General features: G+C 71.5%; 17 protein-coding genes. 10 read left to right on the plus strand and 7 right to left on the minus strand.

Annotated elements, in window-relative coordinates; translation table 11 throughout:
* Positions 1-130: 130 nt before the first annotated feature.
* Together mshC and IF67_RS0128185 are read left to right on the plus strand one after the other, a co-directional pair.
* Positions 131-1,360: a cysteine--1-D-myo-inosityl 2-amino-2-deoxy-alpha-D-glucopyranoside ligase gene (gene mshC, locus IF67_RS0128180; RefSeq protein ID WP_030990337.1), complete on the plus strand. Its 1,230-nt coding sequence runs from the start codon at positions 131-133 to the stop codon at positions 1,358-1,360.
* A gap of 172 nt (positions 1,361-1,532) precedes the next feature.
* A complete protein-coding gene (locus IF67_RS0128185; RefSeq protein WP_030990339.1) occupies positions 1,533-4,589 on the plus strand; it encodes an NPCBM/NEW2 domain-containing protein in 3,057 nt (1,018 codons plus the stop codon).
* Positions 4,590-4,688: 99 nt separating this feature from the next.
* Here the strand turns inward: IF67_RS0128185 and IF67_RS0128190 are convergent, their stop codons facing one another.
* On the minus strand, positions 4,689-5,810 hold the full coding sequence (locus IF67_RS0128190) for a PAC2 family protein (protein ID WP_078889674.1): 1,122 nt from the start codon (positions 5,808-5,810) through the stop codon (positions 4,689-4,691).
* A gap of 261 nt (positions 5,811-6,071) precedes the next feature.
* On the opposite strand from IF67_RS0128190, the gene IF67_RS0128195 reads away from it, so the two are divergent.
* From IF67_RS0128195 to IF67_RS0128230, 8 genes are all read left to right on the plus strand, one after another.
* Complete coding sequence (locus IF67_RS0128195; RefSeq protein ID WP_420708724.1) at positions 6,072-7,415, plus strand: enolase C-terminal domain-like protein; 1,344 nt, start codon at positions 6,072-6,074, stop codon at positions 7,413-7,415.
* The gene (locus IF67_RS0128200) at positions 7,412-8,212 is read left to right on the plus strand and encodes an SDR family NAD(P)-dependent oxidoreductase (RefSeq protein ID WP_051818685.1); all 801 of its coding nucleotides are present in this window, start codon (positions 7,412-7,414) and stop codon (positions 8,210-8,212) included. The genes IF67_RS0128195 and IF67_RS0128200 overlap by 4 nt, the downstream gene beginning before the upstream one ends.
* Positions 8,213-8,273: 61 nt before the next feature.
* The gene (locus tag IF67_RS0128205) at positions 8,274-9,305 is read left to right on the plus strand and encodes a sugar ABC transporter substrate-binding protein (protein WP_030990347.1); all 1,032 of its coding nucleotides are present in this window, start codon (positions 8,274-8,276) and stop codon (positions 9,303-9,305) included.
* A 2-nt stretch (positions 9,306-9,307) separates the two neighbouring features.
* Entirely contained in the window at positions 9,308-10,942 is a 1,635-nt protein-coding gene (locus IF67_RS0128210) for a sugar ABC transporter ATP-binding protein (protein WP_030990350.1), read from the plus strand.
* Positions 10,939-11,970 carry an ABC transporter permease gene (locus IF67_RS0128215; protein ID WP_030990353.1) on the plus strand — a complete coding sequence of 344 codons (1,032 nt, stop codon included), beginning with the start codon at positions 10,939-10,941 and terminating at the stop codon, positions 11,968-11,970. The genes IF67_RS0128210 and IF67_RS0128215 overlap by 4 nt, the downstream gene beginning before the upstream one ends.
* Before the next feature lie 8 nt (positions 11,971-11,978).
* Positions 11,979-12,980, plus strand: coding sequence for an aldo/keto reductase (locus tag IF67_RS0128220; RefSeq protein WP_030990355.1), 1,002 nt, complete (start codon positions 11,979-11,981; stop codon positions 12,978-12,980).
* Between the two features lie 23 nt (positions 12,981-13,003).
* A complete protein-coding gene (locus IF67_RS0128225) occupies positions 13,004-13,837 on the plus strand; it encodes an amidohydrolase family protein (RefSeq protein WP_030990357.1) in 834 nt (277 codons plus the stop codon).
* A 189-nt stretch (positions 13,838-14,026) separates the two neighbouring features.
* A complete protein-coding gene (locus tag IF67_RS0128230) occupies positions 14,027-14,812 on the plus strand; it encodes an SDR family NAD(P)-dependent oxidoreductase (protein ID WP_051818687.1) in 786 nt (261 codons plus the stop codon).
* 27 nt (positions 14,813-14,839) lie between these two features.
* Here the strand turns inward: IF67_RS0128230 and IF67_RS0128235 are convergent, their stop codons facing one another.
* The 6 genes from IF67_RS0128235 to IF67_RS0128260 all read right to left on the minus strand — a co-directional run bounded on the left by IF67_RS0128235 (position 14,840) and on the right by IF67_RS0128260 (position 21,840).
* On the minus strand, positions 14,840-15,511 hold the full coding sequence (locus IF67_RS0128235) for a FadR/GntR family transcriptional regulator (RefSeq protein WP_030990361.1): 672 nt from the start codon (positions 15,509-15,511) through the stop codon (positions 14,840-14,842).
* 74 nt (positions 15,512-15,585) lie between these two features.
* A complete protein-coding gene (locus IF67_RS0128240; protein ID WP_037839951.1) occupies positions 15,586-16,641 on the minus strand; it encodes a membrane protein in 1,056 nt (351 codons plus the stop codon).
* A 209-nt stretch (positions 16,642-16,850) separates the two neighbouring features.
* Positions 16,851-18,455, minus strand: a complete 1,605-nt coding sequence (locus tag IF67_RS0128245; RefSeq protein WP_030990364.1) for a glycerol-3-phosphate dehydrogenase/oxidase — start codon at positions 18,453-18,455, stop codon at positions 16,851-16,853.
* Between the two features lie 2 nt (positions 18,456-18,457).
* Entirely contained in the window at positions 18,458-20,008 is a 1,551-nt protein-coding gene (gene glpK / locus IF67_RS0128250) for a glycerol kinase GlpK (RefSeq protein WP_030990366.1), read from the minus strand.
* 49 nt (positions 20,009-20,057) lie between these two features.
* Positions 20,058-20,846, minus strand: coding sequence for an MIP/aquaporin family protein (locus IF67_RS0128255; RefSeq protein WP_030083941.1), 789 nt, complete (start codon positions 20,844-20,846; stop codon positions 20,058-20,060).
* 229 nt (positions 20,847-21,075) lie between these two features.
* On the minus strand, positions 21,076-21,840 hold the full coding sequence (locus IF67_RS0128260) for an IclR family transcriptional regulator (RefSeq protein WP_030990368.1): 765 nt from the start codon (positions 21,838-21,840) through the stop codon (positions 21,076-21,078).
* Positions 21,841-22,256 lie beyond the last annotated feature (416 nt).

The following is a 22,256-nucleotide window of genomic DNA, read 5'->3' on the forward strand; positions in this document are numbered from 1 at the left end:
TCCGGGCGGGGCGCCGTCTGACATCGCCGGACTTCCCTTGCATGTTCGGCCGCCGTACACAAGACCGCCTTTCCGGCCAGACCTCTGATCCGGTTCGTATGCGGAACATCCGTCCGGTTAGGCTCAGGGCATGCATGCATGGCCCGCTTCTGAGGTCCCCGCCCTGCCTGGCCAGGGCCGCGACCTGAGGATCCACGACACCGCGACCGGCGGACGGGTAACCCTCGACCCCGGTCCCGTCGCCCGTATCTACGTCTGCGGCATCACGCCGTACGACGCCACCCACATGGGGCACGCGGCGACCTACAACGCGTTCGACCTCGTTCAGCGCGTGTGGCTCGACACGAAGCACCAGGTTCACTACGTGCAGAACGTCACCGATGTCGACGATCCGCTGCTGGAGCGGGCCGTGGCCACCGGCGACGACTGGACGGCGCTCGCCGAGCGGGAGACCGCCCTCTTCCGCGAGGACATGACGGCCCTGCGGATGCTGCCGCCCCGCCACTACATAGGCGCCGTCGAGTCGATACCCGGCATCGTCCCGCTGGTGGAGCGGCTGCGCGAAGCAGGCGCCGCCTACGAGCTGGACGGCGACACCTACTTCTCCGTCGAGTCCGACGCGCACTTCGGCGAGGTGTCCGGCCTGGACGCCGCGGCGATGCGGCTGCTGTCCGCCGAGCGCGGCGGCGACCCGGAGCGCGAGGGCAAGAAGAACCCGCTCGACCCGATGCTGTGGATGGCCGCCCGTGACGGCGAGCCGAGCTGGGACGGCGCCTCGCTGGGCCGCGGCCGGCCCGGCTGGCACATCGAGTGTGTCGCCATCGCCCTGGACCACCTCGGCATGGGCTTCGACGTCCAGGGAGGCGGCTCCGACCTCGCCTTCCCGCACCACGAGATGGGCGCCTCGCACGCCCAGGCGCTCACCGGCGAGTACCCGTTCGCCAAGGCGTATGTGCACGCCGGGATGGTGGCCCTGAACGGTCAGAAGATGTCCAAGTCCAAGGGCAATCTCGTCTTCGTCTCCACGGTGCGGCGCGACGGCACCGACCCGGCGGCGATCCGTCTGGCGCTGCTCGCGCACCACTACCGCGCCGACTGGGAGTGGACCGACTCGGTGCTGGCGGAGGCCGAGGAGCGGCTGGCGCGCTGGCGTGCCGCGGTCTCCCGTCCCGACGGCCCGTCCGCCGACGCTCTCCTGGAAGAGATCCGTACGGCGCTCGCCGACGACCTGGACTCCCCGGCCGCCCTTGAGGCCGTGGACCGCTGGGCCGCCGCGCAGGCGTCCGACGGCGGCACCGACGAGGGCGCTCCCGGCCTCGTCTCCCGCGCGGTCGACGCGCTCCTCGGCGTGGCCCTGTGACGGCCGCCCGCTGACCGTCGCCTTCCGTCCTACGGGGCGCTTCCGCCGAGTGGCGGGGGCGCCCCTTTTACTGCCCTCACCCCGAACGCCCCCGCCCCTCCGGCCAGAAGTCCAGCAACGGGAACCGAGAGTCCATGGTCGCCGCGCCCGGCGGCGCGCTAGAGCTGCGGGCATGAGGAAACCAACAGGACTGCGGGCGGCGGTCGTTGCCGCGCTGCTGGGGCTCGCGGCGGCCGTCGCGGGGCCGGTGGGCAGCGTACGGGCCGACGGCCCCGCACCGGCACAGACCGTCGGCGACATCACCGGCTTCGCGGCGGACGGGCCCGTCTACCGTCTGCACGCCGGCCGCGCCGAGGCCCGCGTCAGCTTCGTGACGGACCGTACCTTCCGCGTCGAACTCGCCCCGGACGGCACGTTCTCCGACCCCACCGGCAAGGACATCGTGCTGCCCCAGGGCGCGCCGCCCGCCACCCACTGGCGGGACGCCGGGGACGCCTACGAACTCAGCACCTCCCAGGTCACCCTGAAGGCCTTCAAGGCGCCCCTGCGCTTCGAGCTGCGACGGGCCGACGGCTCGCTGGTGTGGTCCGAGGCGAAAGGGCTGAGCTGGGACGACAAGACCACCACCCAGACCCTTGCGCGCGGCGCCGACGAGCAGTTCTACGGCGCCGGCATGCAGAACGGGCGCGGCAACACCTCACACCGCGGACACACCGTCGAGGTCGGCGTCGACTACCACTGGGACGACGGCGGACACCCCAACTCCGTCCCGTTCTACCTCTCCTCCGCGGGGTACGGCGTCTTCCGCAACACCTACGCGCCCAACACCTACGCCTTCGAGCAGCCGGTGACGACGCGTGCGAAGGAACGGCGCTTCGACGCCTACTACTTCGCCGGGCCGGGTGCCAAGGACGTCATCGGCCAGTACACCTCGCTGACCGGAAAGCCCTTCCTGCCGCCGGTGTACGGCCTGGAGATCGGCGATTCGGACTGCTATCTGCACAATGCGAACCGGGGGGAGCGGCACACCCTGGACGCCTTGAAGATCGCCGACGGGTATGTGCAGCACGACCTGCCCAACGGCTGGATGCTGGTCAACGACGGCTACGGCTGCGGCTACGAAAATCTCGCGGGGACCTCGAAGGGCCTCGGCGAGCGGAAGATGAAGCTCGGCCTGTGGACCGAGGACGGTATCGGCAAACTCGCCGACCAGGTCAAGGCCGGCCAGCGGATCGTCAAGCTGGATGTCGCCTGGGTCGGCGACGGCTACAAATTCGCGCTGGACGGCTGCAAGGACGCGTACCGGGGCATCGAGGACAACAGCGATGCGCGGGGCTTCACCTGGGCCCCGGAGAGCTGGTCGGGGGCGCAGCGCTGCGGTGTCCAGTGGTCCGGTGACCAGAGCGGCACCTGGGACTACATCCGCTGGCAGATACCGACCTACGCGGGCGCGACGCTGTCCGGCCTCGCCTACACGACCGGCGATGTGGACGGCATCTTCGGCGGCAGCGCCAAGACCTACGTCCGCGATCTGGAGTGGAAGTCCTTCCTCCCGGCGATGATGACGATGGACGGCTGGGCCGCCAGCGACAAACAGCCTTATCGCCGCGGTGAGCCCTACACCTCCATCAGCCGGAAGTATCTGAAGCTGAAGGAGTCGCTGCTGCCGTACATGTACTCCTACGCGGCGGAGGCCACCCGGACCGGCGTGGGGCCGGTGCGCCCGTTGTCGCTCGAATACCCCGACGACCCGAAGGCCGCCACCGACGCCGCCAAGTACGAGTTCCTGACCGGCCAGGACTTCCTCGTCGCGCCCGTCTACAAGGACAGCGACACCCGCGACGGCATCTATCTGCCGAAGGGCACCTGGGTCGACTACTGGTCAGGGCGCACCTACCGGGGCCCGGCCACGGTCGACGGCTACAGCGCCCCGTTGGACACCCTGCCGCTGTTCGTCAAGGCCGGTGCCGCCGTGCCCATGTGGCCGGGCATCAGGTCGTACCAGGACCGGACGGCACACTCGCCGCTCGCCTGGGACATCTATCCGCAGGGCCGTTCCTCGTTCACGCTCTACGAGGACGACGGTGTGACCCGTGCGCACCGGGACGGCCACAGCGCCACCCAGCGGGTGCGGGTGACGGCGCCGCGCTCCGGTGGCGGCGACGTACGGATCGACGTCGGCGCCTCCCGGGGCTCGTTCCGGGGCAAGCAGACGGCCCGGCCGTACCGTTTCACCGTGCACACCGGGGACGCGCCGCGCGGCGTCGCGCTGGACGGCCGGGCGTTGAAGCGGCTGCCTTCCGCGGGCGCGTTCGAGGCGGCGCGCGAGGGCTGGTTCCACGACCCGGCCGACCGCGCGGGTGTCGTCCGGATCAAGACCGCCTCCCGCCCCACCGACCGCGCCTTCGGGCTGAAGCTGACGGGCGCCAGCGCGGTCGGCGGCAGGACTCCGGGCGCGGCGGTCACGGTCACCTCACCGGGCGGCCAGGAGGTGACCAAGGGCGCGGCGACGACCGTACGGACGGCCGTCACCGCGGGATCCCGTACGGCACACGGGGTGTCGGTGTCGCTGTCCGCGCCGGACGGCTGGACCGTCTCGGCGCCGGTGCGCCACCCACGGATCGCCGCAGGAACCACCCGGCGCGACGCGCTGACGCTCACCGCGCCCCAGGACGCGCGGAGCGCGGACCCGGTCACGGTCACCGCGACCGTCCGCTACCGCTCGGCCGGTGCGCCGCGGACGGCGGTGCACCGCTTCGAGGTGCGGCCCGTACCGCCGGCGCCCAGCGGCGACACCTGGGCGAGCGATCTGGAGTGGCTGAGCGAAGCCAATGGCTACGGGCCGGCCGAACGCAACCGCAGCAACGGCGAGTCGGGGGCGTCGGACGGCCATCGGCTCACCCTCGCCGGGAAGACGTACGACAAGGGCATCGGGACACACGCCGACTCGGACCTCGAGTTCTTCGCCGGCGGGCGTTGTACGTCCTTCACCGCGGATGCCGGGATCGACGACGAGATCGCCGACTACGGGGAGGCCGCCTTCTCCGTGGAGGCGGACGGCAAGGTGCTGTGGACCTCACCGAAGCTGACCGGGAAGTCCGCGCCCGTGGCGGTGGACGTGCCGCTCGGCGGGGCCCGGCACGTCCGGCTCAAGGTGACCGATACGGACGGCAAGAAGTCCGGCGATCACGGCGACTGGGCGGGGGCGCGGTTCCACTGCTCGGGATGAACGCGGTCCGCACCGGGTGGGCGGAGTGACGCACGGGGCGCCGGACCGGCTCGATGGCCGGTCCGGCGCCCCTGGTGTGCTGTGGTGCGGTCCGCGCTCTCAGCTGCCGGTGTCCTCCGGGCCGTCCTCCGGCTTCGGGGAACCGGCGGAGCCGGCGGAGTCCGGGCCCCCTGAGGGGTCGGGCGCGTCCGCGGAGCCCTTGCCCGTGTCCTTCGGTCCCGTACCCGTCTCGTCGCCGGGCTTCGGCTCGCGCGGTTCCTTGGGCACCGGGCGGGGCGGGCGGGTGCGGCCGCTGGTGGAGTCGCGGAGGTAGGAGCTGTCGCGTCCTTCGGTGAGCCCGCCTTCGGTCGCCACGCCGGGACCGGCCTGCGGGTCACGGCGGCGCAGATAGCGCTCGAACTCGCGGGCGATGGCCTCGCCGGACGCCTCCGGGAGTTCCGCGGTGTCCCGCGCCTCCTCCAGCGACTGGACGTACTCGGCGACCTCGCTGTCCTCGGCCGCCAGCTGGTCCACGCCCAGCTGCCAGGCGCGTGCGTCCTCGCTCAGCTCACCGAGCGGGATACGGACGTCGAGGAGGTCCTCCAGGCGGTTGAGCAGGGCGAGGCTGGCCTTCGGGTTGGGCGGCTGGGAGACGTAGTGCGGCACCGCCGCCCACAGGCTCACCGCGGGGACGCCCGCGTGGGTGCAGGCTTCCTGGAGGATGCCGACGATGCCCGTCGGGCCTTCGTAGCGCGACTCCTCCAGATCCAGCCGGCCGGCGAGATCCGCGTCGGAGGTCACCCCGCTGACCGGCACCGGGCGGGTGTGCGGGGTGTCGCCGAGCAGCGAGCCCAGCACCACCAGCATCTCCACGCCCAACTCGTGGGCGAAGCCCAGGATTTCGTTGCAGAACGAGCGCCAGCGCATGCTGGGCTCGATACCGCGGACCAGGACGAGATCGCGGGTCCGCCCCTTGCCGTTCGTGTCGCCGACGCGGACGACGGAGAGCCGGGTCGTCGGCCAGGTGATCTTGCGTACGCCGCCGTCCAGGAAGACGGTGGGACGGTTCACCTGGAAGTCGTAGTAGTCCTCCGCGTCCAGCGCGGCGAAGACCTCGCCCTTCCATTCCCGGTCCAGATGTGCGACCGCGGCGGAGGCGGCGTCGCCGGCGTCGTTCCAGCCTTCGAACGCGGCCACCATGACCGGGTCGATCAGCTCGGGCACCCCCTCGAGCTCGATCACCCAGCGCCTCCTTCCGACCGGTCCGGCCGCCTGGGGCGGCTGCCGGCAGCAGTTCCATTACGTGCGTTCCCAAGACTACGGCGTCCGTGGTGCCGGTCCGCAGCCCCTTTGCGTGAAGGGGTCGCGATTCATCCGATCTGTTGCGGGGGCTGTTCGGTCAACTTCCGTACGGGGTCTGGACGCTGCCTTGGCGGCGGGTCTATACATCGGATGACCCGGAAAGGTCCGATGTTCTTCCGCAACATCCCAGGGGGCATGCGCATGGCTGTGACCGACACCGTCACCGGGCTCGAGGTCCATGACGTCCGCTTCCCCACCTCGGAGCAGCTCGACGGCTCGGACGCCATGAACCCGGACCCCGACTACTCCGCCGCCTACGTCGTGCTGCACACCGCCGGCGGACCTCCGGGACACGGCCTCTGCTTCACGATAGGACGCGGCAACGATGTCATGGCCGCCGCGATCCGGTCCCTCGCGCCGTACGTCGTCGGCCGCCCCGTGCCCGTCACCGCCGCCGCGCTCGCCGCACTGCACCACGACCTCACCCACGATTCCCAGCTGCGCTGGCTCGGCCCCGAAAAGGGCGTGATGCAGATGGCGGCCGGCGCGGTGGTCAACGCCGCCTGGGACCTGGCCGCCGCCCGGGCCGGCCTGCCGGTATGGGAGTTCCTCGCCGCGCTGACGCCCGAGGAACTGGTCTCCCTGGTCGACTTCCGCTACCTCTCCGACGCCCTGACCCCGGGCGAGGCGCTGGCCATCCTGCGCGCCGCCGCACCCGGCCGGGCCGAGCGCGCCGCCCGCCTCAAGGCCGAGGGCTACCCCGCCTACACCACCTCGCCCGGCTGGCTCGGCTACGACGACAGCAAGCTGGTGCGGCTGGCGAAGGAGGCGGTGGCCGACGGCTTCGGGCAGATCAAGCTGAAGGTGGGGGCCGACCTCGACGACGACCGACGGCGGATGCGGCTGGCGAGGGACGCGGTCGGCCCCGGCGTACGGATCGCCGTCGACGCCAACCAGCGCTGGGACGTGGCCGAGGCGGTCCGCTGGATGACCGAACTCGCGCCGTACGCCCCGCACTGGATCGAGGAACCGACCAGCCCGGACGACGTCCTGGGGCATGCCGCGGTGCGCTCGGGCCAGCCCGTGAAGGTCGCCACCGGCGAGCATGTCGCCAACCGGGTGGTCTTCAAACAGCTGCTCCAGGCCGGCGCCGTGGACTTCGTCCAGATCGACGCGGCGCGGGTGGCCGGGGTCAACGAGAACCTCGCGATCCTCCTGCTGGCCGCGAAGTACGGCGTACCGGTGTGCCCGCACGCGGGCGGGGTCGGGCTGTGCGAGCTGGTGCAGCATCTGGCGATGTTCGACTACGTGGCGGTGTCCGGCAGTTGGGAGGACCGGGTGATCGAGTACGTCGACCATCTGCACGACCACTTCAGCGATCCCGTCGTCGTCGAGCGCGGCCGCTACCGTGCCCCGACCGCGCCCGGCTTCTCGGCCCGGATGAAGCCCGCGTCGGTCGCCGCCCACCGCTTCCCCGACGGGCCCGTGTGGCGCGCCCGTCGGCCCCCGCAGAGCCGGCACGGCGAACAGGAGGTCCCCGCATGAGTTCCGGACCGCACCACGGCCGGGCGCCGGCCGACTTCGAGGGGATGACCGCACTCGTCACCGGCGGCGGCTCCGGCATCGGTGCGGCCACCGCCGCCCTGCTGCTGGCGCGCGGCGCCAAGGTCGCCGTCCTCGACCGGGACGCCTCCGGCGCGCCCGCCGGGACGATCCAGGTCAAGGGCGATGTCACCTCCGACGCCGCGGTACGCGCCGCCGTCGCCGAAGCGGTGGGGGAGCTGGGCGGCACCCTGCACACCCTCGTCGGCAACGCCGGTATCGGCGCCGTCGGCACCGTCGAGGACAACGACGACGCGGAGTGGAGCCGGGTCCTGGACGTGAACGTGCTGGGCCTGGTGCGCACCGCCCGCGCCGCGCTCCCGGCGCTGCGCCGTGCCGTCGCCGAGGCCCCGGGCCGGGTCTCCGTCACCCACACCTGCTCCATCGCCGCCACCGCCGGCCTGCCGCAGCGCGCGCTCTACAGCGCCAGCAAGGGCGCGGTCCTCTCGCTGACCCTCGCGATGGCCGCCGACCACCTCCGCGAGGGCATCCGCGTCAACTGCGTCAATCCGGGCACCGCCGACACCCCGTGGGTCGGCCGGCTGCTGGACCGGGCCGACGACCCGGCCGCCGAACGCGCCGCCCTCCACGCCCGTCAGCCGATGGGCCGGATGGTCACTGCCGAGGAAGTGGCCGCCGCCATCGCCTCGCTGGCGTCCCCGGCCGCCTCCGGCATCACGGGGACGGCGCTCGCCGTGGACGGGGGGATGCACGGGCTGCGGCTGCGGCCCGCCACCTGACCGGCCACGACCCGTACAGCGCCCCGCATCCCAGCCGCACACCACGACCGAGGGACCACCCATGAGACTGCGTACGACCGGCGCGGCGGCCTGTGCCGTGGTGCTCGCCACCGCCGCGCTCGCCGGCTGCAACCGCGGCAGCAGCGCCGCGGGCGGCAAGATCGGCATCGACATGCCCCGTACGGACACCGACTTCTGGAACTCCTACCAGCAGTACCTCGAAAAGGACCTGGACCAAGGCGGACCGGCCGCGCTGCCGCTGTCCAACTCGCAGAACGACATCGCCAAGGTCGTCTCCAATGTGCAGGCGCTGACCGACCAGGGTGCCAAGGCGATCGTGATGGCACCGCAGGACACCGGCGCCATCGCCGCCGCACTCCAGCGCCTGGAGGAGAAGAAGATCCCGGTCGTGAGCGTCGACACCCGCCCCGACGAGGGCAAGGTCTACATGGTCGTACGCGCCGACAACCGCGCCTACGGCGAGAAGTCCTGCGACTACCTCGGCAGAAAACTGGGCGGCAGGGGCCGGGTCGCCGAACTCCAGGGCGACCTCAGCTCGATCAACGGGCGGGACCGCTCCGAGGCGTTCGCGGCGTGCATGAAGAAGAAGTTCCCGAAGATCACCGTGCATGAGCTGGCCACCGACTGGAAGGGCGAGGTCGCCTCCGGCAAGCTCCAGAGCCTGCTCGCCCAGCACCCGGACCTCGACGGCATCTATATGCAGGCCGGCGGCGCCTTCCTCCAGCCGACGCTCGCCCTCCTGGAGCAGAAGAAGCGCCTCGTGCCGGCCGGCTCCGACGGGCACATCACCATCATCTCCAACGACGGCATCCCGGACGAACTGGACGCGATCCGCGCCGGAAAGATCGACGCCACCCTCTCCCAGCCCGCCGACCTCTACGCCAAGTACGCGCTGTACTACGCCAGGGCAGGCCTGGAGGGGAAGACCTTCAAGCCGGGGCCCACCGACCACGGCTCGGCCATCGTGAAGATCAAGCACGGTCTGGAGGACCAGCTGCCGGCGCCCCTGGTCACCAAGGACACCGTCGACGACAACAAGCTGTGGGCCAACCAGCTCGAGAAGAAGAAGTAGCGGTGGATACGGACGACCGCACGGCGGCGGTGCACGCCGAGGGAATCGTCAAACGCTACGGTCCCACCGTCGCCCTCGACGGCGCCCGGCTGACCGTACGTCCCGGGGAGGCGCACGCCCTGGTGGGCCGCAACGGGGCCGGCAAGTCCACCCTGGTGTCCGTGCTGACCGGCATGGAACGCCCGGACGCCGGCCGGGTCACCTTCGGCGGCGAGCCCGCGCCCGGCTGGGGTGACACCGCGGCCTGGCAGCGCAAGGTCGCCTGCGTGTACCAGAAGTCGATGACCGTGCCGGAGCTGACCGTCGCGGAGAACCTCTGTCTCAACCGGTTCCAGGGGGAGCGCACCATCCGCTGGCGGGCGCTGCGCGAACGGGCCCGCGAACTGCTCGCCGGGTACGGCGTCGAGGTCGACCCGGCCGCCCGGATCAAGGAACTGGGCGTCGAGCAGCGGCAGTTCGTGGAGATCGCCCGCGCGCTGTCCTTCGGCGCCCGGCTGATCATCCTCGACGAGCCCACCGCCCGGCTGGACGCCGGCGGTATCGACCGGCTCTTCGGCAAGCTGCGTGCACTGCGCGCCCAGGGCGTGGCCTTCCTGTTCATCTCGCACCACCTCCAGGAGGTCCACGAACTGTGCGACACCGTCACCGTCTTCCGTGACGCCCGGCATGTACTGACCGCGTCCGTCCCGGGGCTGGCCAAGGACGCGCTGGTGGCGGCGATGACGGGCGAGCAAACGGCGCCCGCGCGGCAGCCGCGGCCGGGGGCGCGGCCGGCGGGGGAGCCGGTGCTGCGGACCCAAGGGCTGTCCGCCGAAGGGCACTTCGCGCCGCTCGACCTGACCGTACGGGCCGGTGAGGTGGTGGGGCTCGCGGGCGCCACGGCCAGCGGGAACACCGCGATCGGCGAGACGCTGGCGGGGCTGCGGGCCCCGGACGGCGGCCGGATCGCGGTACGCGGGCGGCCGGTCCGTACGGGCAGCGTGCCGCACGCCCTCGCCGCGGGCATCGGCTACGTCCCCGAGGACCGGCACCGCGAGGGGCTCGTCCCGGGCCGCAGCGTCGCCGAGAACGCCACCCTCACCGTCGCCGACCAGCTCGGGCCGCTGGGCACCGTACTGCCGTCCCGGACCCGCGCCTTCGCCCGGCGCATGATCGCGTCACTGGACATCAGGACGACCGGGCCGGGGCAGCCGGTGTCCGGGCTCTCCGGCGGCAACCAGCAGAAGGTCGTGATCGCCCGCGCGCTGGCCCGCGAGCCCGCCGTGCTGGTCGCCGTCCGGCCCACCAACGGCGTCGATGTGAAGTCGAAGGACGCGCTGCTGGGCGTCGTACGGGAGGTCGCGGACGGCGGCAGCGGCGCCGTGATCGTCTCCGACGAGCTGGACGACCTGCGGATCTGCGACCGGGTGCTGGCGGTCTTCCACGGCCGGGTGACCGCCGAATTCGCCGCCGGCTGGCGCGACCACGAACTGGTCGCCGCGATGGAGGGCATGGCGGCGGCCGCCGAGGACGCCCCGCCCGGCAGTACAGGCGCCGGCGAGGACGCCCCGCCCGGCGCGACCGGTCCCGGCCGGGCACCCGCACCGGACCTCCGCAGGACGCAAGGAACGGAAGGAACGGAAGGAACCGCACCATGACCGAGACCGCAACGCCGCCGGCCACCGACGCGGTGGACGGCCCGCCGCGCAGGCGGCCCCGGATCGATCCGGCCCGCTGGCGGGACTTCTCCCTGGTGCCGGTGATCTTCGTGCTGGGCGTCATCGGCTTCATCGTGTCGCCCGCGTTCCTCACCCAGGACAACCTCATCGGCGTCATCCAGCAGTCCACGGAACTGGGCCTGCTGGTGCTCGGCGAGGCGCTGATCCTCATCAGCGGGCGGATGGACCTGTCGCTGGAGTCCACCATCGGGCTGGCCCCGGTGGTCGCCCTGTGGCTGGTGATGCCCGCCCACGGCGCCCGCTTCGCCGGGCTGGAACTCCTCCCCGCCTGGACGGCGGTCCCGCTCTGCCTGGCCGTGGGCGCGGCGATCGGCGCCGCCAACGGCTTCCTCATCCTCACCCTGCGGGTCAACGGCTTCATCGCCACCCTCGGCATGCTCACCATGCTCCGCGGCCTGCAAGTGGGCATCTCCGAGGGCCAGTCCCTCGGCAATGTCCCGGAGTCCTTCGCCTACTTGGGCAAGGCCGACTGGCTCGGTATCCCGGCCGCCGTCTGGATCTGCCTCGCCCTCTTCGCGCTCGGCGGCGCGGCTCTCGGCTACCTCCGGCACGGGCGGGCGCTGTACGCCATCGGCGGCAACCCGGAGGCGGCCCGCGCGGCCGGCGTACGGGTGGACCGCATCACCTGGATCGTGCTCGCCGTCGGCGGGGTGCTCGCCGCCTTCGCGGGCATCCTCTACACCGGCCACTACGGCGCGGTCTCCGCGAGCCAGGGCAACGGCTGGATCTTCCAGGTCTTCGCCGCGGCGGTGATCGGCGGCATCAGCCTCAAGGGCGGCCGGGGCACCCTCTTCGGCGCGCTCACCGGCGTCCTCACCCTCCAGCTCGTCATCAATGTGATGACCCTGGGCGGCGTGCCACCGCTGTGGACCCAGTTCCTCAACGGCATGATCATCATCATCGCGCTGGTCATCTCCCGCTTCACCAGCGGCGAGAAGCAGGACTGAGGTTCGCCATGAGTCATCCCCCGTACGGCCCGCGGGAGCTGGGGCGGACCGGCGTCACCGTCCCGCCCCTGGGCCTGGGCTGCGCACCGCTCGGCAACCTCTACCGCGCGGTCCCCGAGGAGCAGGCCCGGCACGTCGTCCACACGGCCCTCGCCACCGGCGCCGGCTACTTCGACACCGCGCCGCACTACGGCGTGGGACTGTCCGAGGAACGCCTCGGCCGGGCGCTGCGCGGCCGCGACCGGGCCGGCTACACCCTTTCCACGAAGGTCGGCCGCCGGCTGCGCCCGCTCGCGCCGGGGGAGCGGGCGGCCGGTGAGGGCTTTGTCGACACCCCCGCACGGGCCCGGGTGCGGGACCTCTCCCGCGACGGCATCCGCGCCACGCTGGACGCGTCCCTGGAGCGGCTCGGTGTGGACGCCCTCGACATCGTCTATCTGCACGATGTCGAGGACCACCTGCGCGAGGTGTACGAGACCGGCTTCCCGGCCCTCGCCGAGCTGCGCGCCCAGCACGTGGTGCGCGCCATCGGCTTCGGTATGAATCACAGCGATGTGCTGGCCCGCCTGGTCGCCGGCCTGGACGTGGATGTGGTGCTCTGCGCCGGCCGCTGGACCCTGCTGGAGCGCACCGCCTTCGACGATCTGCTGCCGGAGTGCGAGCGCCGCGGCACCTCGGTGGTCGTCGGCGGCGTCTACAACTCCGGTCTGCTGGCCGACCCGTCACCCGGAGCGCCCTACAACTACGCACCCGCGCCCGCCGCCCTCGTCGAGCGGGCGCGTCAACTTGCCGCCGTCTGCGCGGAGTTCGATGTTCCCCTCAAGGCCGCCGCGCTCCGCTTCCCCTTCGGGCACCGCAGCGTCGCCTCCGCCGTCGTCGGCGCCGCCACCCCCGAGGAGATGGCCGAGAACGCCGCACTGTTCACCCATGACATCCCGGACGCGCTGTGGCATACGCTCGTCGCCCGCGGCCTGCTCGATCCGGATCTGCCGCTGCCCCTGCACCACTGAGCCCGACCCGGAGCGCGCCCCTGATGCGTATCGACGCCCATCACCACCTCTGGGACCTGAGCCGGCGCGAACAGCCGTGGATGAACGGGCCGTGGGCCGATCCGATCCGCCGCAGCTATGCGCTGACCGACCTCACCCCGCATCTGACCGCGCACGGCATCGACGCCACGGTCCTCGTCCAGTCGTCGTCCTCGTACGAGGAGACCGCCGAACTGCTCACCCTGGCAGCGGGGGAGGGGCCGGTCGCCGGCGTCGTCGGCTGGGCCGATCTGCCCGATCCCGCGCTCACGGAGGTCCTCGCGGCGCTGCCCCCCGGGCTGGTCGGCGTCCGGCATCAGGTGCAGGACGAACCGGACCCCGACTGGCTCATCCGGCCGGACGTGCTCCGGGGGCTGGGCATGCTGGCCGACGCCGGGCTGGTCTACGACCTGCTGGTCACCCCGCGCGAACTGCCTGCCGCACAGACCGCGGTACGCGCCGTGCCGCGGCTGTCCTTCGTGCTGGACCACGCGGCCAAACCGGCGGTCGCGGCGGGGGACTGGCAGCCCTGGGCGGACGCCGTCACCGCGCTCGCCGGCCTGCCGAACGTCAGCTGCAAGCTGTCCGGGCTGGTCACCGAGGCCGACTGGGACGCCTGGCGGCCGCAGCAGATCCTCCCCTACGCCCGGCACGTGCTGGAGGCCTTCGGGCCCGGCCGGGTGATGTTCGGCTCCGACTGGCCGGTGTGCACGCTGGCCGCCGGCTACGAGGACGTCGTGGCGCTCGCGGAGTCGGCCACCGGCCACCTCGGGGAGGCGGAACGGTCGGATGTCTTCGGGGGAACGGCCGGGCGGGTGTACGGAGTCGGGGCCTCGTAGCCGCAGGTTCTCCGGCCCGCCGATGTGGTGTCCGGATCCCGCCGGCTTCGGATCGCGCCGCGCCGGAGGATCGAGTCATACCGCGGAGAACACCGGCACAGCGGTGCACCTCCGGCGGAAGCCGGCCGGCTCCGTACGACTGCGGTCGGCTGCGGATGACCACGGATGACTCGACGCAAAGGTGATGACATGACGGCGACCGTGATGACGGCGACGACTGCGGCGGCGAACGGCACCCGGCCGCTCACCGGCAAGGTGGCCCTGGTGACCGGCGGCAGCCGGGGCATCGGCGAGGCGACAGCGCTGCGGCTGGCCGCCGAGGGCGCGGCGGTGGCCCTGACCTACCTGAGCCGGCAGGACAAGGCCGAGCAGGTGGTCAAGGAGATCGAGCGGGGCGGCGGACAGGCCTGGGCGGTACGGGCCGACAGCGGTGACGCGGAGGCGGTGCGGTTCTCGGTGGCCGCCACCGTCGAACGGTTCGGGCGGCTGGACATCCTGGTGAACAACGCGGGCACCGGCGTGATGGGCCCCGTCGAGGGGATCTCCCTCGACGATGTCGACCGGGTGCTGCGGGCCAATGTCCGCGGGCCGTTCCTGGCGGCGCAGGCCGCGGCCGCGCATCTGACCGAGGGCGGCCGGATCATCTCCATCGGCAGCTGCATGGCCGAGCGGGTCGCCTTTCCCGGCGGCACTCTCTACGCCACCAGCAAGGCCGCCCTCACTGGTCTGACCAGGACCCTGGCCAAGGAGCTGGGGCCGCGCGGCATCACCGCCAACCTCATCACCCCGGGCCCGATCGACACCGAGATGAACCCGGCCGACGGCGAGGGCGCGGAGATGCAGGCCGGGCTCACCGCCCTGGGGGCGTACGGCCGGGCCTGGGATGTTGCGGCGACCGTGGCCCATCTGGCGGGTGAGGGCGGCCGCTACATCACCGGCGCCTCGATCGCGGTGGACGGAGGCTTCGCGGTCTGACCGGCGGCGCGGCGGCGGGCGCGGACCTCACAGCGACGAGCGCAACCACTGCTCCACGCTGGCGATATGGACCGTCGCCCACGCCCGCGCCGCCTCGGCGTCCCGGTCGCGGAGCGCGCCGAGGATCGCGCGGTGTTCGGTGAGGGTGCGGGCCACCGCGTCCTTCTGGGTCAGCCCTCGCCAGATCCTGGCCCGGGTGGTCGGCCCGGACAGCCCGTCCAGCAGCGAGCAGAGCACGGAGTTGCCGGACGCCGCGACGATCCCGCGGTGGAACTCCAGATCGCCGGCGACCAGGTCCTCGACCGAAGGGCTGGGCCCCAGCGCGTTCAACTGGGCCTCCAGGGAATCCAGTTCCGCCAGGCCTATCCGGCCGGCCGCCATCGCCGTGGCGGCCGGCTCCAGGATGCGGCGGACGGCGAGGAACTCCAGCACCGTGTCATCGCGGTGGAAGTCCACCACGAAGCTCATGGCCTCCAGCAGGAGTTGCGGATCGAGGCTGGTGACGTACGTACCGTCGCCCTGGCGCACATCCAGGATGCGGATGAGGGACAGCGCCCGCACCGCCTCGCGCAGCGAGTTGCGGGACAGGCCGAGCTCGGCCGCCAGCTCGCTCTCCTTCGGCAGCCGGTCGCCCGGCCGCAGCGCGCCGGAGACGATCATGCCCTTGATCTTCTCGATGGCCTCGTCGGTGACCGCCATGCCGACCTCCCCGCTCGGACCCGCCCGGATACCGCCACCCGGATGTCGTCACAGACATCCGATGTCTGAGCTCATTATGACCTGTCACGCGCCCCCCATCCGCTCCCGTACGCAGCCCAGTCCTCGTCCGTGGCGGCGAAGTCGACATACAGCGCCGTTCCGAACCGCCGGCGCCCCGGGTCCTCGCGGGTCAGCCCGAGACGTATGCCCCGCACCGCGGCCCGTACCGTCTCCGCCGAGGCGTGATGGCCGATGCCGTCGGTGTGGAAGAACGGCAGACCCATCAGCAGATCGGTGTCAGGCCCCGTCGCCTCCAGTGCCAGCCTGGTCTGCTGCGCCACATAGCCGCCGTACAGGCTCTCGGCCGGCATACCGGTGTCGTACGACATCAGCGCGATCTGGTCGACCCGGCGTGCCACCTGCCCGAAGAAGCGCTGGGATATCCACTTGCGGTGGCCCGTGACCGCCCCGCTGACCGTGTGCAGTCCGGGCAGCGGATCGATCTGGTGCACGGCGACGGACAACAGCCCGCCCCCCTCCCGGACCGCGGGCCCGAGCCGGTCCAGCAGCCGCAGATAGTCGGTGTTGTCGGAGTGCAGCGGCTCCAGATCCAGATGGACGCCGGCGAACCCGTCCGCCCGCACCTGACGGGCGCTTGCCACGATCGCCCGGCGGGCCGCGGCATCCGAGAGGCGCAGCCCGCCCCGCTCACCCGACTTGTACACCAGCCGGTCGCCCAGCCAGGCGTGCACCCGCACCGACGGCAGGGCACGGTGCAGCGCGCCGATCAGCCACCGCGCCCGCGGATAGGCGCGACGGGCCGGCGGGAGGGTGCCGTCATGCTCCAACGGCCCGGCGTGTACGTACAGATCGCGGATTCCGGAGCCTTCGATCCGCCGCCGCAGCGCCGCCACATCGGAGGAGTCCCGCCGCCCGTCCACCCAGGCATGCCCCAGCCAGAGCGCATCCCGCCCCCGGGTCGTCGTCTGCGGAGCGGCCGCCCCCGCGTACTGGGCGCGCAGCGCCGTACCCGCCAGCGCCACCGGCAGCACGATCAGCACGGCGACCGCCCAGGCCGCCCACTTCCCCGCACGCCGCCATCGGCGCAATCGTTGCCGAGCCATCGTCATCCCCCCGTTGATGCGTCTCGGTGCACATCATCGCAGCCGCCACTGACAGTGACCACCGGCCCGCCCCGCTCCGGCCCCGCATACGGTGCCACCGGCGGATACGGCGATGGGGCGGCCCCCGTGGACCGCCCCATCGTCACGCGCTGTACGTCACCGTGAGGTGCCGTCAGGCCCCGTCGGCCGCTGTCCGCCGCGGCCGTGCGCTGCCGTCAGCCGGCCAGCATGTCCTTGACCTTGGCCCGCACGTCCTCCGTGGCCAGGCCGCGGATCATCAGGGTCGTGCGGCGGCGCAGCACATCGTCGACCGTCTCGGCCCACTCGTTGTCACGGGCGTAGGCGACCTGCGCCCAGATCTCCGGCGCGTCCGGGTGGATGCGCTCGGCCAGCGCCGGATTCTCGTTCGCCAGCCGGGCGATGTCGAAGGACAGCGAGCCGTAGTGGGTGGCGAGGTGCCGCGCGGTCTCCGGGGCCATCCGCGGACCGGGCGTACCGCCGTCGATGAGCAGCCGGTGCGCGACCGCGTTCGGGTTGGCGATACCGGGCAGCGGAAGCTTCTTCGGCAGGTGCGCGATCGGCTCCATGTCGTCGGCCAGCGGGTGGCCGGGCAGCGCGGCGAGCTTGTTCATGACCGTACGGCCGATGTGCCGGAAGGTCGTCCACTTGCCGCCGGCCACCGACAGCATGCCGCCGCTGCCCTCGCTCACGACCGTCTCGCGCTTGGCCTTGGAGGTGTCGCCGGGGCCGCCGGGCAGCACCCGCAGACCCGCGAAGGAGTACGTGATCAGATCGCGCGACAGCTGCTGGTCGCGGACGGAGAAGGCCGCCTCGTCCAGGATCTGGGCGGTGTCCTTCTCGGTGACCGCGACATCCGCCGGGTCGCCCTCGAACTCCTCGTCGGTGGTGCCCAGCAGCAGCATGTCCTCCCAGGGGAGGGCGAAGGTGATGCGGTACTTGTCGATCGGGGTGGCCAGCGCGGCCTTCCAGGGCGCGGTCCGCTTGAGGACCAGGTGCGCACCCTTCGACAGCCGGATGGAGGGGGCCGCGTTCGGGTCCTCCATCTTGCGCAGGTGGTCCACCCACGGGCCGGTGGCGTTGAGGACCAGGCGGGCGTTGACGCCGAACTCCTGGCTGTCCGTGCGGTCCTTGAGCTCCGCACCGGTGACCCGGCCCTGGGTGAAGCGCAGTCCGGTGACCTCGGCGTGGTTGAGGACCGTGGCGCCGGCCTCGACCGCCGCACGGACGGTCATCAGCGCCATCCGGGAGTCGTTCATCTGGTCGTCGCCATACACGGCCACGGCCTTGAGATTGTCCGTCCGCAGCTCCGGCACGTCGCGCTGGGCCTTGGCCGGGGATATGACATGGCCGACGCCGTCGCCGAACGCGGACAGCGCGGAGTAGGCGAAGACGCCCGCGCCGAGCTTGGCCGCGCCGTGCGGTCCGCCCTTGTAGACGGGCAGGTAGAAGGTCAGGGGGTTGGCGAGGTGCGGTGCGACCTGACGGGACACCGCACGCCGCTCGAAGTGGTTCTCCGCCACCAGCTTGACCGCACCGGTCTGGAGGTAGCGCAGACCGCCGTGCAGCAGCTTGGAGGAGGCGGAGGAGGTGGCGCCGGCGAAGTCACCGGCGTCCACCAGGGCCACCCGCAGTCCGGCCTGTGCGGCGTGCCAGGCGGTGGAGATGCCCAGGATGCCGCCGCCGATCACCAGGAGGTCGTACGTCGCCTTGGAAAGCTGCTCCCGAGTCTCGGCACGGCTCGCGTGCGAACCACTGGCCGGGTGCGTCCCGAGTGCCGGGACGCTCTGCAGGGTGCTCATGTTTACTCCTCGACAGTGCTGTCATCGAGCCAGCCCATGGACCGTTCCACGGCCTTGAGCCAGCTCTTGTACTCGCGGTCACGGGTGGCCGCATCCATCCGGGGGGTCCACTCGGCGGCCCGGCGCCAGTTGGCGCGCAGCTCGTCGGTGCTGGACCAGAAGCCGACGGCCAGTCCGGCCGCGTAGGCAGCGCCGAGGCAGGTCGTCTCGGCGACCATCGGGCGCACCACAGGGGCGTCCAGGAAGTCCGAGATGGTCTGCATCAGCAGGTTGTTGGAGGTCATACCGCCGTCGACCTTGAGCGCGGTCAGCTCGACGCCGGAGTCCTTGGTCATGGCGTCGGTGATCTCGCGGGTCTGCCAGGCGGTGGCCTCGAGCACGGCGCGCGCGATGTGCGCCTTGGTGACATAGCGCGTCAGGCCCGCGATGACACCGCGCGCGTCCGAGCGCCAGTAGGGGGCGAACAGGCCGGAGAAGGCCGGCACGAAGTACGCACCGCCGTTGTCCTCGACCGTGCTGGCCAGGGTCTCGATCTCGGCCGCGCTGTTGATCAGCCCCATCTGGTCGCGCATCCACTGGACGAGCGAGCCGGTGACGGCGATGGAGCCTTCCAGGGCGTAGACCGGCTGCTGGTCGCCGATGCGGTAGCCGACCGTGGTCAGCAGCCCGTTGTAGGAGTTGACCGGCTCGTGGCCGGTGTTCATCAGCATGAAGGTGCCGGTGCCGTACGTGGACTTGGCCTCGCCCTGCTCGAAGCAGGTCTGGCCGAACAGCGCGGCCTGCTGGTCACCGAGCGCCGAGGCGACCGGGACACCGGCCAGCACACCGCTGGTGGCGCGGCCGTAGACCTCGGCGGACGACTTGATCTCCGGCAGGACGGCTGCCGGGATCTCCATCGACGTGAGGATCTTCGGGTCCCACTCCAGGCGGTGGAGGTTCATCAGCATGGTGCGCGAGGCGTTGGTGACGTCGGTGACGTGCACTCCGCCGTCGACGCCGCCGGTCAGGTTCCAGATGACCCAGGAGTCCATCGTGCCGAAGAGGATGTCGCCGCGCTCGGCGCGCTCGCGCAGGCCCTCGACGTTGTCGAGCAGCCAGCGGATCTTCGGGCCGGCGAAGTACGAGGCCAGCGGCAGGCCGGTCTCGCGGCGGAAGCGGTCCTGGCCGACGTTGCGGCCGAGCTCCTTGCAGAGCGCGTCGGTGCGGGTGTCCTGCCAGACGATGGCGTTGTGGACCGGCTCACCGGTGGTGCGGTCCCACAGGACGGTGGTCTCGCGCTGGTTGGTGATCCCGATCGCCTTGACGTCGGCGGCGGTGAGCCCGGCCTTGTGGACGGCGCTGTCGACGACCTGCTGGACGTTGGTCCAGATCTCGGTGGCGTCGTGCTCGACCCAGCCCGGCTTCGGGAAGATCTGCTCGTGCTCCTTCTGGTCGACCGAGACGATCCGGCCGTCCTTGTCGAAGACGATGCAGCGGCTGGACGTGGTGCCCTGGTCGATGGCCGCGATGAACGGACCGTGGCCGTGCGAGGAGGTGCTGGGGGTGTCGCTCATGGTGTGCTCCAAGAAGTCTGTGGGGGCGGAGTCGGGGCGGTCAGGCGGCTCAGGCGAACGCCACCTGGTAGATGCCCCCGGCGATGGCCCCGCCGATGAGCGGGCCGACGACCGGGATCCAGGCGTAGCCCCAGTCTGAACCGCCCTTGTTCTTCAGCGGCAGAAGCGCATGCACGATGCGCGGACCGAGGTCGCGGACCGGGTTGATCGCGTACCCGGTCGGACCGCCCAGCGACAGACCGATGCCGGTGACGACCAGAGCGACCAGCAGGGTGCCGATGACGCCGACGCCCTTTCCGTTGTCGCTCAGACCGAGAGTCAGGATCGACAGCACGAGCACGATGGTGGCGATGATCTCGGTGGCCAGGTTCTGCACCACGTTCCGGATCTCCGGGCCGGTGGAGAAGATGCCGAGGACCGGTCCGGCCGACGGCGCGGCGGACTGGTCGACCATTCCCTCTTCGCCGGTGTGGTCGGCCAGGACCTCGGGGTCACTCAGATGGGCCTGGAACTGTCCGTAGTACGTGATCCACACCAGCACCGCGCCGATCATGGCGCCGAGCATCTCGCCGCCGAGGTAGACGGGCACCTGGTTCCACTCGATGCCGCCCTTGATGGCGACACCGATGGTGACCGCAGGGTTGAGGTGTGCGCCGGACTTCGCGGCGATGTAGGCACCCGTGAGGACGGCGAAGCCCCACCCGAAGGCGATGGCGACCCATCCGGCGTTGAACGCCTTGGAGCGCTTGAAGGTGACGGCGGCGCAGACGCCACCGCCGAGCAAGATCAGAACAGCGGTACCGATGGTCTCGCTGATGAAGATGTCGGAGCTGGACACCCGCGACTCCTTTGTCCTTCGTCCAGGGGAAGGCGAACCCCGGGTCCCGTCCGGTGGTCCGCGCCCTCCTAGAGGGCGGTGGTCGGCCCGCGGCAATGCCCCACCATAGCGAATATTGCCGTTAGGTGTTCGACAATGCCGACCGACGAACGGCAGTTTTGTTCACCGTGAGAACCCCGTCAAGGGTTCCGTGGCCAAAAACTTAGGTGAACTTATGGGGTGAATCCGGTCAGAATCGCCCGGCACCAAGATCCCGGGATACAGCGCGTGCGCAATCCCTCACGGCAGCGATGATTTCCGGCCGCACTTCACCCTCCTGACAGACCCGCTCGACCGCTCCGGTGACTCCCACTGCACCCACCGGCATCCGCCGCCGGTCATGGATCGGCGCGGCCACCGACGCCACGCCCTCCCAGGTCTCCTCCACGTCCGCGGCCCAGCCCCGCGCCCGCGTCATGTCCAGCAGTCCCTCGAAGTCCGCCAGGCCGGTCACGGTGTGCGGGGTGAACGCCGTCCGGTCCGCCTCGACGATCTCGCTGTGCGCCACCGGGTCGTACGCCGACAGCACCTTGCCCAGCGCCGTACTGTGCAGCGGCTGCATCGCGCCCACCTCCAGCACCTGCCGGCTGTCGTCCGGCCGGAAGACGTGGTGGACGATCAGCACGCCCTGCTGGTGCAGTACGCCCAGGTAGACGGCCTCACCGCTGGAGCGGGCCAGATCGTCGGTCCACACCAGGGCGCGGGCCCGCAGCTCGTGCACGTCCAGGTAACTGTTGCCCAGGCGCAGCAGCTCCGCGCCCAGCTGGTAGCGGCCGGAAGCGGCGTCCTGCTCGACAAAGCCCTCCTGCTGCAACGTGCGGAGGATGCCGTGGGCGGTGCCCTTCGCCAGTCCCAGCGAGGAGGAGATGTCGGAGAGTCCCAGTCGCCGTTCCCCTCCTGCGAGCAGCCGCAGCATCGCTGCGGCGCGCTCCAGCGACTGGATGGTGCGTGCCATCGGGCAACCTCCGAAGTGAGCGGTTCGACAATGCTGAACGATATCGGTCCATGCCGACTGGAGTCAGCGATCCGGCAACTTCTTGCTGAGCGAACCGGAGTCTGTCAACGATCACGGTTGGTGCAGGCAGCGGGGTGGAAGGGTGCTGTCCACGGCGTGGAACGGGGAACACGTGTACCGAACCGGCAGCTACGCTGGCCGGGTGCGCCCTCTCCCGGAGGGTGCAAAGCCGACAGCCGTCGCAACCACGGGAGCATCTCCATGGCCTCGAACACGCCATCGTCCTTCAATACGTCCCGCGTCGCATCGCTGCGTGAGGCTCTGGCCTCGCGGGTGGTGGTCGCCGACGGTGCGATGGGCACCATGCTCCAAGCCCAGGACCCGTCGATGGAGGACTTCCAGCAGCTGGAGGGCTG

The sequence above is a fragment of the Streptomyces sp. NRRL S-1813 genome (assembly GCF_000719605.1).
In the GTDB taxonomy this organism is placed as follows: Bacteria; Actinomycetota; Actinomycetes; order Streptomycetales; family Streptomycetaceae; genus Streptomyces; species Streptomyces decoyicus.